This window comes from Enterococcus sp. HY326, from assembly GCF_026157065.1.
Taxonomy (GTDB): Bacteria; Bacillota; Bacilli; order Lactobacillales; family Enterococcaceae; genus HY326.
The window spans coordinates 599211-613223 of the sequence record NZ_JANLGQ010000001.1 but is presented as its reverse complement, the minus strand read 5'-3'; the positions used below and the strand labels follow the sequence as shown (position 1 = coordinate 613223).

Annotated in this window: 13 protein-coding genes and 1 pseudogene; 12 read left to right on the top strand and 2 right to left on the bottom strand. The window is 33.3% G+C overall.

Annotated features, from left to right (window positions below; translation table 11 throughout):
• Positions 1-561 precede the first annotated feature (561 nt).
• Complete coding sequence (locus ORH16_RS03020) at positions 562-1857, top strand: glycosyltransferase family 2 protein (protein ID WP_265456102.1); 1296 nt, start codon at positions 562-564, stop codon at positions 1855-1857.
• A 416-nt stretch (positions 1858-2273) separates the two neighbouring features.
• On the opposite strand, the gene ORH16_RS03015 is transcribed toward ORH16_RS03020, so the two are convergent.
• Positions 2274-2468, bottom strand: a complete 195-nt coding sequence (locus ORH16_RS03015) for a hypothetical protein (protein ID WP_265456100.1) — start codon at positions 2466-2468, stop codon at positions 2274-2276.
• 290 nt (positions 2469-2758) lie between these two features.
• Here ORH16_RS03015 and ORH16_RS03010 point away from each other — a divergent pair, with 290 nt between their 5' ends.
• The 10 genes from ORH16_RS03010 (at position 2759) to ORH16_RS02965 (ending at position 11812) form a co-directional block, all read left to right on the top strand.
• The gene (locus ORH16_RS03010) at positions 2759-3115 is read left to right on the top strand and encodes a helix-turn-helix transcriptional regulator (RefSeq protein WP_265456098.1); all 357 of its coding nucleotides are present in this window, start codon (positions 2759-2761) and stop codon (positions 3113-3115) included.
• A gap of 433 nt (positions 3116-3548) precedes the next feature.
• On the top strand, positions 3549-3887 hold the full coding sequence (locus ORH16_RS03005; RefSeq protein WP_265456096.1) for a PadR family transcriptional regulator: 339 nt from the start codon (positions 3549-3551) through the stop codon (positions 3885-3887).
• Between the two features lie 2 nt (positions 3888-3889).
• Complete coding sequence (locus ORH16_RS03000; protein ID WP_265456094.1) at positions 3890-4441, top strand: DUF1700 domain-containing protein; 552 nt, start codon at positions 3890-3892, stop codon at positions 4439-4441.
• 332 nt (positions 4442-4773) lie between these two features.
• Positions 4774-5520, top strand: coding sequence for a helix-turn-helix transcriptional regulator (locus ORH16_RS02995; RefSeq protein ID WP_265456092.1), 747 nt, complete (start codon positions 4774-4776; stop codon positions 5518-5520).
• Positions 5521-5671: 151 nt separating this feature from the next.
• The gene (locus ORH16_RS02990; RefSeq protein WP_265456090.1) at positions 5672-6220 is read left to right on the top strand and encodes a VanZ family protein; all 549 of its coding nucleotides are present in this window, start codon (positions 5672-5674) and stop codon (positions 6218-6220) included.
• Between the two features lie 336 nt (positions 6221-6556).
• Complete coding sequence (locus tag ORH16_RS02985) at positions 6557-8398, top strand: beta-glucoside-specific PTS transporter subunit IIABC (protein WP_265456088.1); 1842 nt, start codon at positions 6557-6559, stop codon at positions 8396-8398.
• A 4-nt stretch (positions 8399-8402) separates the two neighbouring features.
• Positions 8403-9818: a 6-phospho-beta-glucosidase gene (ascB, locus tag ORH16_RS02980; RefSeq protein WP_265456086.1), complete on the top strand. Its 1416-nt coding sequence runs from the start codon at positions 8403-8405 to the stop codon at positions 9816-9818.
• Positions 9819-9911: 93 nt separating this feature from the next.
• The gene (locus ORH16_RS02975) at positions 9912-10481 is read left to right on the top strand and encodes a DJ-1 family glyoxalase III (RefSeq protein WP_265456084.1); all 570 of its coding nucleotides are present in this window, start codon (positions 9912-9914) and stop codon (positions 10479-10481) included.
• Positions 10474-11025: a DJ-1 family glyoxalase III gene (locus ORH16_RS02970; protein WP_265456082.1), complete on the top strand. Its 552-nt coding sequence runs from the start codon at positions 10474-10476 to the stop codon at positions 11023-11025. Before ORH16_RS02975 ends, ORH16_RS02970 begins: the two co-directional genes overlap by 8 nt.
• A gap of 13 nt (positions 11026-11038) precedes the next feature.
• Positions 11039-11812 (top strand): MurR/RpiR family transcriptional regulator, encoded by a 774-nt coding sequence (locus ORH16_RS02965; RefSeq protein WP_265456080.1) that lies wholly within the window; start codon positions 11039-11041, stop codon positions 11810-11812.
• Positions 11813-12634: 822 nt separating this feature from the next.
• Here the strand turns inward: ORH16_RS02965 and ORH16_RS02960 are convergent.
• A complete protein-coding gene (locus ORH16_RS02960) occupies positions 12635-13006 on the bottom strand; it encodes a winged helix-turn-helix transcriptional regulator (RefSeq protein ID WP_265456078.1) in 372 nt (123 codons plus the stop codon).
• A gap of 157 nt (positions 13007-13163) precedes the next feature.
• Between ORH16_RS02960 and ORH16_RS02955 the strand changes: the two are divergent.
• Positions 13164-14002, top strand: a pseudogene (locus tag ORH16_RS02955) (aldo/keto reductase).
• The last annotated feature ends 11 nt before the right edge of the window (positions 14003-14013 follow it).

The following is a 14013-nucleotide window of genomic DNA, read 5'->3' as shown; positions in this document are numbered from 1 at the left end:
TATATGGTCTTGGTTATTGATTTAGTATTCAAGAGTATTTGCGAGATTAATACTTTTAGTTTTTATAGTGTCAACTAGTGCATTGAAGAATTTTTCAGTAGAGGTTCAGTAATAAGAGGTCTGTCATTCTAGTTGACGAACTTTTTCAGTGATGAAGGTGTACTTTTAGAAGACTTTAAAGTTGTTGATAAAAAGAGGGCATTTCCAATAGGCAAGTGTACGAATCGATGATTTCTTCTGTGATTATGATACTGCTTAAATTAAAGTCAGATTTGAAGACTAAAAATTTGATTCCCCCAGCCAATACGTTTTTGGTTGGGGTTATTACACTTTACATTGAAAGTATTTCCTTAGTTGAGAGAGGGAAAATTATCATCATTGACAGTAGTAGTTGTTAAACTGCAATCAGAGGTTATAACAAAAAAGGTAATTTCTATATCTGGAAGAAATAAGTATAATTACGGAATTGTTAAGTTTATTTGGTCTTTTTAAAGAAAAAAATAGAATTAACTTGAATAATTTATATTTCTGTGAAAAAATTAAGGTGAAAAGAGGTGTTTTATGGAGAAAAATATGCGGTTTACAGCGAAATATGTTATAGTTTTACTTTTTTCAATTATTGTCGTTTATACACTGAACATTGTAATAGAAGCTCAGTATCCAATCTATTTGCAGATAGTCATGGTACTAAATTTGTTATTTATATACAGCAAATTTATTTTTTCGTATTTATATAAAAGACGAGCGGAAAAAAAGAAAACAAAAGTTGACTTTGATGAGATCCATCATTCAGTAGATGTCATTATTCCTTGTTACAACGAGGATATTGAAGTTATTAAAAGCTTATTTGAAAGTTTAGGTCAACAGGACTATCACATACATAAAATCATTTTTATCGATGATTGTAGTACGGATACTCGTGCGTATGAATATGTTAAAGAATTGAAAGAGAATTATCGGTTCGATATTCATCTGCACAGATTAAATGTGAACTCTGGAAAATTAGAGGCACTCATGTGGGGCATTGAACGAGCTACTAGTACATATTTACTATTTTTAGATGCAGATGGCTATATTGCAACGGATACGATTAGACGTTTAATGGAGCCAATGATTATGGATGAAAAGGTTGGCGCAGTATGCGGTCAAGTTGTTCCTTTAAATGCAAAGGTGAATCACTTAACAAAAATGCAAACTATTTTGTATTACAATTCGTATCATTTGGGTAGACAGTTTCAGGCGTACTTCAATCGTGTATTGGTCTGCTCTGGAGCAATTAGTATGTATCAACGGGCCGTCATTATGGAGGATATTACACGTTTGAAATATACAAAAATTAGAAACAAGGAGAGGAAAACTGGAGATGATATTGCGTTAACGAATATTGTAATCAATCAAGGCTACAAAACAGTTTACGCTGAATTGGGGATTTGTTATACAAGCGTTCCTACAACGTTGAAAGATTTTTTTAATCAGCAGGTAAGATGGGCTAAAGATGCCTACTATTGCTTTTTTGAAGAGTTATTTTCGATTGTCAGGAATCCACTTTTTTTCCTGTTGCAATTTCAGGAAGTGTTTTTCTGGCTACTCTCAATTACCACATTTTGTTTCTTTATTTACAGCATGAATATCATATTTTCTTTGGAAATAATTGGGTTAATTATTCTATTTGATACCATCATTTATCTATTGAATAATTTTTATGTCATGGAAGAAAAAGTATCTAATTTTGTCAAAGTTTTTATTTACGATGTGGAATATCGGCTATTGCTACTTTTCATCAGATTTTATGCGCTACTTTCATTTGGAAAAATGTCGTGGAAAAAGCATTCTACTCAGATGAGAAAAGAGGCGTAATCTAACTAAATTAATATATGTAATAGGCTAGTACCTTGAAAATTATTGGGTGTCTAGCTTTTTTTGTAGAAAATTGATATCTAAAGAAGTCTACTACTGGCAGACTTCATGGATTCACTATAAACACTTCCTGATTTCACAAAACTAAATACACAAAAATTTCATATTTTCAGGCTATGATTAACTCGTCCCAATAAAACAAACCCAAATAAAACACTTTTTCATTTTTTACTCCTAAACCCGCCAGCCCCCACTGGCGGGTTCCCTTTTGTTTAAAATTCCTTTTTTTCCGTTAGTTCAGATAAATTCTGATATACGATGTAAAAAGCGAGAGGGAAAAAATAATACAAATAAAAGCCCCCTTCTTAAACTGAAAAGTTCATTAGAAGGGGAATTTATGCATATTAACTAACTATTTAGTTGTCTGAATTTGTATCCGTAGGCTTTTTAACAAAGTCCTTCAATCCAGCTAAAAGAAGAACTACACCTGTACCTAGAAAGCTATAAAAAATTGGCTGGCTAAAATATCCCACTCCTAACAATGCCGAAGCGATAAAGATTATTCCAATGTAGCCCACTCGTCCAAATTTTTCTGTTAGTTTCTTTTCCATACCATTTCCTCCTATTTTTTTATAACCTTCATTTACCCTTGTTACTCCTAAATTGGTTACTTTAATTTGGGAGTAAATTAATTATACCAAATCAAAATCAGTAAAAAACGATTGTTTTTTTTTGATTGCCTGTTGTTACTGTCGGTTTTATATAGGATTCCTCACAACAAGTAAAAAAGTTATCCTTTTAAACATATGTAAAACACATTGGACAGCGGATATAAAGGTATTTTGCTGAAATTACTTTGTAAGTCAGCTATGATATTAGTATAAATAAAAGGAGAATGATTATGGAATTAGCAACTAAACTGAAATTACACCGAGAAAAACGAAATCTTTCTCAAGAGGAGGTAGCAAAAATTATTAAGGTGTCTAGACAAACTATCTCAAATTGGGAGACCGGAAAAACTCTACCAGATATTAACAGCCTAATTCTTGTTAGTAATCTTTATGATATTTCCTTAGATTTTATGCTAAAAGGAGACGAGAATTATATGAATAAAATTGAGAAAGACACTCAGGATTTAGTTCGACTTCAAAAAGCTGTAAATGTTTTGAAAGTAGTTGGTCTATGCTGCCTCATTTTAATATTCCTTTATTTGTTGGGACATGCAATTGGGCAAGCTATTGGCTATCTTGACAATTAGCTCCTTTAATTTTTATTCCGAAGATTTTGTTACTCAACCATAAGTTTATGTAATGTCGATTAGACAAAACAGTCTGGCAGACCAGTATTTGACTGTGTTTTCCTGCCGAAAAAATCTTAATTAGTCTAGGGATATGATTGAAGCTCGTGACTTTGGATGTAACCTTTTTGAGAAATAAATCTTGGGATTGTTGTCCTGGTGTAATTTATTCAATTAAAATTTAGAAGTGTAATCAATTTTATTAGTGGGTAAGATCAGGGGTTAGTGGATTAACAACAGATATTATAGATTTAAAAATATTCTTTACTGACGACTATTTGAAATTCAAATAGTTTTTTTTGTTTAGATATTTAGTTGGTGCTTATTTCAAAAACCATACCTAGAAATACAAGGTACTATGTTGTAAAATGTTAATTGAAAAAGGAGAATGTCTATGGAAAAAAAAGAATGGCTCGCGCAAGTTAGAAAAGGCATTTTGGAGTATAGTGTACTTTTAATTATTCAGAAAAAACCGATTTATGGCTATGATCTTTTGTCACAATTAAATGAACAGGAAAATTTTACGATTGCTGAAGGTACAATTTATCCTTTACTACGCCGACTTGAAAAAAGCGAGTTGATTGAATCATCTTGGAAAGAAACGCTCCCTGGAGTCCCACCTAGAAAATATTATCAGCTCACAAAAAAAGGTATCTCGTCTCTTGGTATGATGAACACAGAGTGGAAGAAAACAATACAGTCAGTTGAGGCTTTTAAAAGAAGGGGAGTTTAAAAATGGAGGAAAAATTAAAAAAATACATCAAAGAACTAGAGTTGAACTTACGAAATGTAGATGAATCAGATAGAAATGAAATTTTAACAGAGATTAGAAATCACATTTATGAGGCTGTAAACAAAGGGGAGTCGATAGAGGAAGTCCTTTCTCGGATGGGTACACCAAAAGTATTATCTCAAGCATATTTACTTGATTACAAAATAGAAAAGAAATCATTTGGACCGACAGATTTTATACGTAATTTTTCATTCTATTTGGGAGTCGGCTCTTTAGGTGCCTTGGTTATTTCGATTTTTGGTTTTTTTGTAACCCTTTCACTTCTATTAGCTATTTTATTGATTGGAACTGCACTAACCAATTTTTCTGGTATCACAACTATTCCAATGTTCGTTTGGGGGTCTTCGTCAATAGCTCCAGGTGTTTTTCAGATTGTTTTAGCAAGCCTGTGTTCATTGGCCTTTGTTTGGATAGCAGTTGTTTGCTGGAAAGAAATTAGAAAATGTATAAAAAAAATCTCTCAAGAGTATCGTAATCATAAGATGGAGATTTAAATTAGAATGAATAGATAGTTTTAAACTGGTTAACTTTGGGTTTAGTCTATTACCGACGGATTTTTTTACTCAGTTTGCAATCAAATTTTCATTGCCAACTTGATTTAGCTGGGAGTGTTTGTTCATGTTCAATAGATAAAACGAGCAGTAGACAAACTGAGGAATTAACTTACTTGGTAAAATATGAACTAAGTGTACTAATATCTGGCAGGTTTTTATATACTTTTTTTAAGAATAATTTAGTATTGAAACCTTTCAAATAAGGATTCTACAATACATAGGTAGGCAATTTGAAGTCTTCCTTATACGATTAAGTCAAGGAGGGATTACCAATGTCTATCGGGAATAATATTGCACTTAAAAGAAAAAACAATGCCTGGACACAAAAAGATTTAGCAGCTCTTATACATGTATCAGACAAAACTATTTCGAGCTGGGAAAATGAACGAACATATCCAGATATTGGCTCATTGATTTTATTGAGTGATATTTTGGAACTCTCCTTAGATGAATTAATTAAGGAGGATTTGATTATGGTTAAAAAAATGGACAAGGATTTAAAGGAAGGGCAAAAATGGAAAAAATGGAAATGGTTAGTTATTAGCACCTCCGTTTTAATTTTGGGATTCATTTTGTTGAATGTTGCATGGGTTTTACGGACGAATCATAGGCAATCTGAAATAGATAACTACTCGTGGGAAACAGAGGAAGTTGAACTGCCAGAACTTTTGAGTAATGTAGCAGGTTATTATGTGAAATCAGGCCAGTTATATGTCTATTTATCTTCATATCAGACGAAGTATTCAACTCCTTATCTAGATTTTGATATAGCTCCAAGAGGAGTAACAGTCAGTGATGGTCAAAAAAAATCACTCGTAATTAAAGAGCCTGATAAAATTATTTTTTATAATGGGGAAGGTAGCTATATCAATTTGGATAACGATTTAGATCCTCTTAAAGGTGAGTCTTCTACAACTGAAATGACAAAAAGTGAACTAGAAAAATTTTATACAACCTATCAAGAAGATATTACTTTGTTTTATGAAGCAGGTATTCAAGTTTATTCAGACTTAAATTAGTAACTTCGTACAAAGGGTTTAAAGTCAACTAACTCAGGGTTTAATGGATTAATTAATAAACATTGATAAAATCACTTCAAAAAAATTCATACTTAAGTACGATTACAAGAGTTGATATTTTTCATATAATTAAACAAAAAAGGTGGGAGTTATGGGTATAGTTGTTAGTTTAGCATTAACTTGTATTTACCTATTTCTGAATAAGAAAACAATTACAAAATTGTATGTCCTTTGGAGTATCCTATTTGTTTTTTATTTAAGTGTACTTTTATCGGAAATTGTTGGCTTTCCAAATATGCCTGAGTTAAATAGAATGATTTCAAATGGAGATCCATTATTTAACCCTATCATAAATTGGGTTCCATTTAGTGAGGGATTTGACATTTCTAGCTTACTTAATATTATTGCATTTATACCTTTAGGTGTGGCGTTGATAGTTATGTGGAGAAGATTTCAAAAAGTGATTGCAGTAATTTTTTTAGGAATATCATTTTCTATGCTAATTGAAATAGGTCAGCTTTTCACATTATTTCGTCAAACAGATATAAATGATATTATCATGAATACACTTGGTGTTTTAGCAGGGTGGGTTCTAGGTAACTATATCTTTAAATGGAAAATTCAAAGAAAGAATGGAGTAAATATAGATTGGTTTGTTTTTATTTTAATATCTTTCTCTAGTGTTTTCATTTTTGGGTAGACTACCTTTCGATTTATAGTAGTCAGCAATTTTTGATAAAATTAATGCACGAGTCCACTAACGACGGATTTCACAAACTCAAAAAAACTAGCTCTTACCATACTATTAGGTGAGAGCTAGTTTTTTGGGCTTATATCCTTGGAGGATACCTAACCAGTCTGCTAATTTAGGTTTTGTGGATTGAAGTCAAGAAGATATTACTATCCAAAGCTTTTTAGTAATTTTTTATTCTCCCTCAAAGAAAGATGCATTTCCAGAATCTGGAAAATAGTTGTTTTGAAATGAAAGCGATTTTAAAATGTTAATTACCCGGGAATGACTTTTAAGGAGAATAAAATGAATAATTCTGAGATTGCTAAAAAGATAGTTGCTATTATTGGTACAGATAACATTAGTTACATGACTCATTGTGCAACAAGACTTCGTTTCAATTTAAAAGATGACTCTAAGGTTTCCCTGTCACAATTGGATCAAGTTGAAGGTGTTTTAAAAGCACAGAACAAGAATGGTCAGCTTCAAGTAATTATCGGTGCAAAAGTAACCGGTGTATTTGAAGAATTACAAAAGATAGTTGATATATCAGACGATATAGTAGTAGAGAATAAGGAACTAAAAAAGAATGTACTTTCGCGAGTTATTGAAGCAATCTCTGGTTGTTTTGGACCGATAATCCCTGTATTAATTGGTTGTGGAATGATAAAGTCTGTTACGGCTATATTAACTACGTTCAACCTGATTTCTTCAACGAGTGAAACATTTCAAATTTTTTCATTAATTGGTGATTTATTATTTTATTTCTTCCCGTTTTTCTTAGCCGTCAGTGCCGCAAAAAAATTTAAAACAAATGAGTTTTTAGCAGTTGCTTTAGCAGCTGCATTAATGTATCCGACCATTATGAATGGTGCTGCATCCGCTGCTGAAACTGGGATATCTTCTTTATCATTTTTTGGATTGCCAATTTTATTAGTGAATTATAAATCTACAATTATTCCTATAATTCTAAGCGTTTGGGTCATGTCTTATGTCTATAAATTTGTTAATCGCTTAATACCTGATATGTTTAAAGTGCTATTTGTTCCTATGATTGTCCTTTTTATTATGGTTCCATTTGAATTGATTGTAATCGGACCATTCGGATCTTATGTTGGTCAATGGATTGCTCAAGCAGTATCTTGGTTATATTCAACAAATGGTGTCATTGGTGCATTTTTATTTGGAACTTTTAGACCGCTGCTAATTATATTAGGGATGCACTATGCAATTACTCCGATTAATACACAATTGATTGCAGAGTATGGTTATTCAGTTATTTCACCAGCTAACTTAACTGGGAATTTAGCCCAAGCCGGAGCGGGTCTTGCAGTTTTCTTTTTGCTGAAAAATAAGGTTGAAAAGGGAACAGCTTTAACCAGTGGGCTTACAGCTTTATTTGGAGTTACTGAGCCAGTGATGTTTGGTTTTAACTTGAAATACAAGAAACCCATGATTTTTGCAATGTTAGGCGGTGGTATTGGAGCGGCCTATATTAATTTCTTTGGTGGTGGTGCAACTGCGATTATTTTACCAGGATTATTAGCCCTACCAACATATATTGCAGATAGTTATATCCATATTATTATTGGGATTTCAATTAGTATTGCTTTCGCCTTCTTGGGGACATTAATTTTTGGAATCTCACAACCTGAAGACACTTTGATGGACAGCCAAGAAAGCAATTTAAGGCTAGCGGAAAAAAATAAAAAAATCTCTATACTCCAACCAGTTCAAGGTCAAGTAGTTCCTTTATGTGATGTACCAGACGAAGTTTTTTCAACAAAAACTCTGGGAGATGGTTTTGCAATCATACCTACAGAAGGTAAAGTATTTGCACCTTTTGACGGAACTATTTCCATGGTATTTCCTACAAAACATGCTTTAGGAATTGAATCTGATACCGGAGTTGAACTTCTTATCCACATTGGATTAGATACAGTCAATCTTGGTGGTAAAGGTTTTGAAACATTTGTCAGTGAAGGAGATAGTATTGAAAAAGGCCAGTTGTTAGTGGAGTTTGATTTGGCTGAAATTGACAAGCACAAGCTAAACAGTATTGTTTCAATCGTTGTGACAAATGTCGAGGATTATTCAAATTTCTCTTATTCAAATGAATTAGACAAATTAACATTGAATCTAGGGTGAATTTATGATGACATTTAATGAAAATTTTCTTTGGGGCGGTGCAATTGCTGCCAACCAAGCTGAAGGTTGGTATGACGAAGCAGGACGAGGACTCTCCGTAATGGATGTTGTGCCTATGTCTGCTGAGAGAAAACCTGTGAAGCGAGGTACAGTTTCTTATAAAAAAATTTCTAATGATAACTATTTCCCAGCTAGATTTGGTGTTGATTTTTATACAAATTATGATGCTGATATTCGCCTTCTGGCTGAGATGGGGATAAAGTGTTTTCGAACTAGTATCTCTTGGACACGTATTTTCCCTAAAGGAATTGAAGATTCACCAAATGAACAGGGATTGTTGTACTACAAAAAAATGTTTACTTTATGTAAACAACTCGGTATTGAACCACTTGTAACCTTGAGTCACTTTGATGTTCCTTTATATTTAGTTGAAAAATATGGTGCTTGGAGAAACCGTAAAATGATAAATTTTTACACGAAGTATGCAGAGACTGTATTCAAAGAGCTAAAGGGATTAGTTAAGTATTGGATTACTTTCAATGAAATCAATGTTATATTGCATAATTCCTTTTCAGGAGGTGGATTGGTTTTAGAGGGAGAAAAGCATCCAGATCAAATTCGTTTTCAAGCGGCCCATCATCAGCTGGTTGCTAGTGCTTTATCCACTAAGCTGGCTCATGAAATCGACGCTGAAAATCAAATCGGTTGTATGTTGGCCGCTGGTGACTATTATCCTTTTTCTTGTAATCCGAAAGATGTGTTTGCTGCGTTGGATAAAAATCGAGAAAGCTACTTTTTTATCGATGTGCAATGTAAAGGAGTCTATCCATTTTATGCCAAAAGATTATTTGAAGAAAAACAGATAGTATTAGAGGTTATGCCTGATGATTATGAGACATTGAAAAAGTATACAGCGGACTTTCTTTCCCTAAGTTATTACACCTCTAGAACAATCAGCCATAATTTGAAAAAAACCAATGAAGCGAATGTGATGGTTTCTGTTGAAAATCCTTATCTTGAAAGTAGTGAATGGGGTTGGCAAATTGATCCATTAGGTTTTCGAATCACGTTAAATACTTTGTATGAGCGTTATGGAAAACCACTATTTGTGGTTGAAAATGGTTTGGGTGCCAGAGATAAATTGGAGAATGGCACTGTAGAGGATGATTATCGAATTTCTTATTTTAAAAAGCACATTGAAGCACTTCTTGAAGCTCAGAAAGATGGTGTTGAACTAATCGGTTATACAACATGGGGGTGTATTGATCTGGTGGCCGCCTCAACTGGGGAAATGGAAAAACGTTACGGTTTTATTTATGTGGATAGAAATAACTTTGGTGAAGGATCAAATAAAAGGTTCAAGAAAAAATCATTTTATTGGTATCAGAAAGTCATTGCTTCAAATGGAAAAATTTTATAAAGTTAGCATCTTATTTTCTAAATCTGGAAATACCTAGAATTAAAAAAAGTGGGAATCTATAATTATAGATATACAAATTGGAGGTAAAAATTTATGGAAAAAATTGCGGTGATGGTTGCTCCTGGTTTTGAAGAAGGAGAAACGTTAACGATTATTGATATTTTGCGCAGAGCTGGCTATACATGTGAGTCTGTCGGCTTCACTGAATTAGTGACTGGTGGACATCAGATAACTATGAAATGTGATAAGGTGTTAGGTGACTCGTTGCAGGAGTATCAAATGATTGTTTTGCCAGGAGGATATGAAGGAGCAACGGCTTTAAGAGATAATGACCACTTCATTCAATTGCTTCAAGTAGCTTCAAGAAGTAATAAATGGATTGCTGCGATGTGTGCGGCACCGATTGTTTTAGATAAAGCAGGGGTTTTGGAGAATAAATCCTACACTGCTTATTTGAACTATGATAAAAAAATTAATGCTGGGAATTATAAAGAAAATATTGTAGTGATTGATGGTAAGTTGATAACTAGTAGGGGACCAGCAACAGCCTATGCGTTCTCTTACGCTTTGATTGATGTACTTGGGGGAGACTCGCAAAAGGTAAAAGAACGAATGGTTTATTTTAATTCATTTGAAGAAAAACAGGAGGCTTTATATGTCTAAAGTAGCGGTTTTAATGGCAGAGGGGTATGAAGAAGGGGAAACGTTGACTATTGTTGATATCCTCAGACGAGCTGATATCCATTGTGATACTTTTAGTTTTAAGGGGAAATTTGTCAGGGGTATGCACGGGATAATTATTGAAGCAGACAAAATTTTCAATAATGAAATTAAAAAGTATGATGTCTTGGTTTTACCCGGAGGACGTCCTGGTGGTACTAATCTGAAGGATAACCCTGAAGTAATTAAGATGGTGCAGTTCTTTAATGAAAATGGAAAGTATATAGCAGCAATGTGTTCAGGAACGGTAGTTCTCTCAGATGCGAAAGTAATTGCTAATAAGAAAGTTACTGGCTATACTGGTTATGCAGAGAAACTTATCGACGGTATTTTTGAAGACACAGTTGTTGTGGCTGATCAAAACATTATTACGAGCCAGGGACCAGCCACACCTTTTCCTTTTGCATATAAAATTGCTGAAATTTTAGGAAAGGATGTTACTGATATGAAGGAAAAAATGTTATACAATTTCGCTGGCGGTAAATAAAAGGAATGATTTTATGCTATACAGTAAGCTACCAATAGTTTTATTAAGTGCAATCGCAAGTGAAAAAAACGGCTCTACAAATAGTACCATAGCGACCTACATTTTGAACCATTTAGATGAAATGAAAAATATTGGAATTACGGAATTTGCTAAACGGTGTAATGTCTCAATAAGCTCAATATCAAGATTCTGTAAAGAGATTGGCTTGGTAGATTTTGCTGAATTAAAAGCTATCTTAGAGAAATCAGAGCTTGGCTGGGATTTAGCGAGCCAGGAGAAGACTTTTCATAAGCGTGTGACTAGTTATTCAAAAAAAATCAATGATAGTATGGAACAAGTGGCTAACTCTATTTCACAAAAGGAAATTTCTCAATTGGTCAAGGATATCCGCAGCTTTAAAAAAGTTGCGGCTTTTGGTTTAATGAAAGCAGAGACTGCGGCATTGATTCTACAAAGTGATTTATTGATGAGTAAGAAGTACATTTACACAAATTTGGCGTATAAAGAACAGATGGATTATATCGAAACAGCCACAAACGATACTTTGATTATTATTTTTACTTACACTGGTTCTTATTTTGATTACAGTTCAAAAAGGAATTTTTTAAAGAATAAGGATAGGGCAAAAATTTGGATGATTTGTGGAGATAAAATTAATCAGCCAAGCTATGTTTTTCAGCAAATCGTTTTTGAGTCAAGACAAGATTATGCTAGCCATCCTTATCAACTTGATTTTTTTGCTTCCATTATTGCTAATGAATACAGCTTAGCGAGTAAAGATATCTAGCCTATCAGTTCTATTTCAACGATACTGTTTAGAAATCGAAGTCATTTTGTTCAAGTTAACCATTGTAAATTGATTTTTGCTGAATAAGATTTCTTAAATAATGTTCTAATCTAAAAATTATTGCCTAATCTTGAGTAGCCTAAAGACGGATTTCATCTACTCAAAAGAGGAAACTAGCTCTTACCATACTATTAGGTGAGAGCTAGTTGTTTGGAATTAAACTTGGAGGATACCTAATCAGTCTGGTAAATCAGGTTTAGTGGACTCGGATTATATTGTTCTGCGCAAATTACTTTTTAAATAGCCTTCAGTGCTTCTATTGCTAAGAGCAAGCTTTCATTATTATTATCCCATAAAAGATTTTTGGAAATCCACAAATAATTATTGTGTTCTTCCTCAAAAATAATTACATTATTTTTATGGGTCACAGCCAAAAAGGATCTTTATCTAGCACTAATTTTTTTGTGATTTCAAAAGAGTGCTTTGCGAAAAATGTAATATTTAAACATTTTTTTTGAATAGCTATCTCTTTAAAACTTCTCTTTCTGAGGTATCCAGACTATTTTCTTTTTTTTATTCCGCTAGTGATTGGTTGTCAGAAAGAAAACTCGTCATTTTAACCGTAAGGCAACAAAACTCCCAATAAACCCACACCTCTAAGCTATTTTTGGTTTCAATAGTATCCACTTTCCATAGATTCAAAAATAAATTTGCCTACTAAGCTTAGCAATAGCTGGATTACTAGACTAGTACTTTTACTTTTTAATAAGATATATGATGTTGGCTAATACGGGTTTCAATAGATGTATCAACAAAAAAAGGTTAATAATTAATTAGTTGCTCGTTACCTAGTAAGTGCACGTCTTGGCCTTTTTTTTGTAAAGTATCAATGTGCATTTTACCCCAATTACATAAATTATCTAGAACAGTTCCTAGTGTTTCACCGTAACTGCTGAGAGAATATTCAACTTTAGGTGGGACTTGATTATAAACTCTACGGGTAATAATTTCGACTTCTTCAAGCTCTCTTAATTGCTGGGTTAACATTTTTTGGCTAATCCCCGGGATTTTTCGTTTCAATTCACTAGTTCTAAGAGAACCATGGCGCAGGTTGCACAAAATAATTGGTTTCCACTTGCCACCAATAGCATCCATAGTCGCTTCAACTCCGATATTATAAATTTTTTCTGGCATTTCCATTCCTCCTAATCCTTTATTTATACAAAAGGCACTTTTTGGTTACTATATCACTTCAAAGTGCGTACTATACAAATTTATACTGCTATTATATATTAATTTCAGAAATCAACAAGGATACTGCAGTATTCATTAAAAAATGAAGGAGAATATTATGATTCAAGATTTATCAGATAAGGTTGCATTAAATAATGGTGTCAAAATCCCAAGGCTCGGATTGGGTGTTTTTCAAATCCCCAATGAAGAAACCGCTGAAGTTGTTAAAAATGGTATTGTAACTGGTTATCGACTAATTGATACAGCACAAATTTACGGAAACGAAGTGGAAACCGGTATAGGTATCAAGCCCGAATAGCTGCTACAGGTATTTCCAGATCTGATTTATTTGTTACCTCAAAAATTTGGAATGCCCATCTTTCCTACGATGAAGCAAGAGCAGCCTTTGAAGAAAGTTTAGAAAAAATGCAGTTAGATTATGTAGATTTATTTTTAATTCATTGGCTAGGACATGATGCATATAAGGAGTCTTGGTTAGCTTTAGAGGATTTGTATGCAGCTGGCAAAATAAAGGCAATTGGGGTCAGCAATTTTCAAGTGCATCACTTAAAAGAGTTAATGTCTTACGCAAAGGTGATTCCCGTGCTAAATCAAATAGAACTACATCCAAAATTAGCTCAAGAAGAAATCTATGAATTTTCTACCCAGCATGCTATTAAAATTCAAGCATGGTCGCCGTTAATGCAAGGACAGTTGTTAACTCACCCTGTCATTGTCGAACTAGCGAAAAAATATGATAAATCACCAGCTCAAATTATTTTACGCTGGGATCTTCAGCGGGATATTTTATTAGTTGTAAAGTCTGTCCATGTCGAACGAATGCGCAGTAATGCAGATATATTTGACTTTCACTTAGATTCAGAAGATATGAATAAACTAAACCAATTGGATGAAGGGCTTCGTAGCGGACCTGATCCAGATACATTTGATTTTTAATTAAAGGAGCG

Bases quoted from the DNA above. Each gene is read 5' to 3' on its own strand.
- ORH16_RS03020 (WP_265456102.1), top strand. From the start codon at position 562: ATGGAGAAAAATATGCGGTTTACAGCGAAATATGTTATAGTTTTACTT.
- ORH16_RS03015 (WP_265456100.1), bottom strand. From the start codon at position 2,468: ATGGAAAAGAAACTAACAGAAAAATTTGGACGAGTGGGCTACATTGGA.
- ORH16_RS03010 (WP_265456098.1), top strand. From the start codon at position 2,759: ATGGAATTAGCAACTAAACTGAAATTACACCGAGAAAAACGAAATCTT.
- ORH16_RS03005 (WP_265456096.1), top strand. From the start codon at position 3,549: ATGGAAAAAAAAGAATGGCTCGCGCAAGTTAGAAAAGGCATTTTGGAG.
- ORH16_RS03000 (WP_265456094.1), top strand. From the start codon at position 3,890: ATGGAGGAAAAATTAAAAAAATACATCAAAGAACTAGAGTTGAACTTA.
- ORH16_RS02995 (WP_265456092.1), top strand. From the start codon at position 4,774: ATGTCTATCGGGAATAATATTGCACTTAAAAGAAAAAACAATGCCTGG.
- ORH16_RS02990 (WP_265456090.1), top strand. From the start codon at position 5,672: ATGGGTATAGTTGTTAGTTTAGCATTAACTTGTATTTACCTATTTCTG.
- ORH16_RS02985 (WP_265456088.1), top strand. From the start codon at position 6,557: ATGAATAATTCTGAGATTGCTAAAAAGATAGTTGCTATTATTGGTACA.
- ascB (WP_265456086.1), top strand. From the start codon at position 8,403: ATGATGACATTTAATGAAAATTTTCTTTGGGGCGGTGCAATTGCTGCC.
- ORH16_RS02975 (WP_265456084.1), top strand. From the start codon at position 9,912: ATGGAAAAAATTGCGGTGATGGTTGCTCCTGGTTTTGAAGAAGGAGAA.
- ORH16_RS02970 (WP_265456082.1), top strand. From the start codon at position 10,474: ATGTCTAAAGTAGCGGTTTTAATGGCAGAGGGGTATGAAGAAGGGGAA.
- ORH16_RS02965 (WP_265456080.1), top strand. From the start codon at position 11,039: ATGCTATACAGTAAGCTACCAATAGTTTTATTAAGTGCAATCGCAAGT.
- ORH16_RS02960 (WP_265456078.1), bottom strand. From the start codon at position 13,006: ATGCCAGAAAAAATTTATAATATCGGAGTTGAAGCGACTATGGATGCT.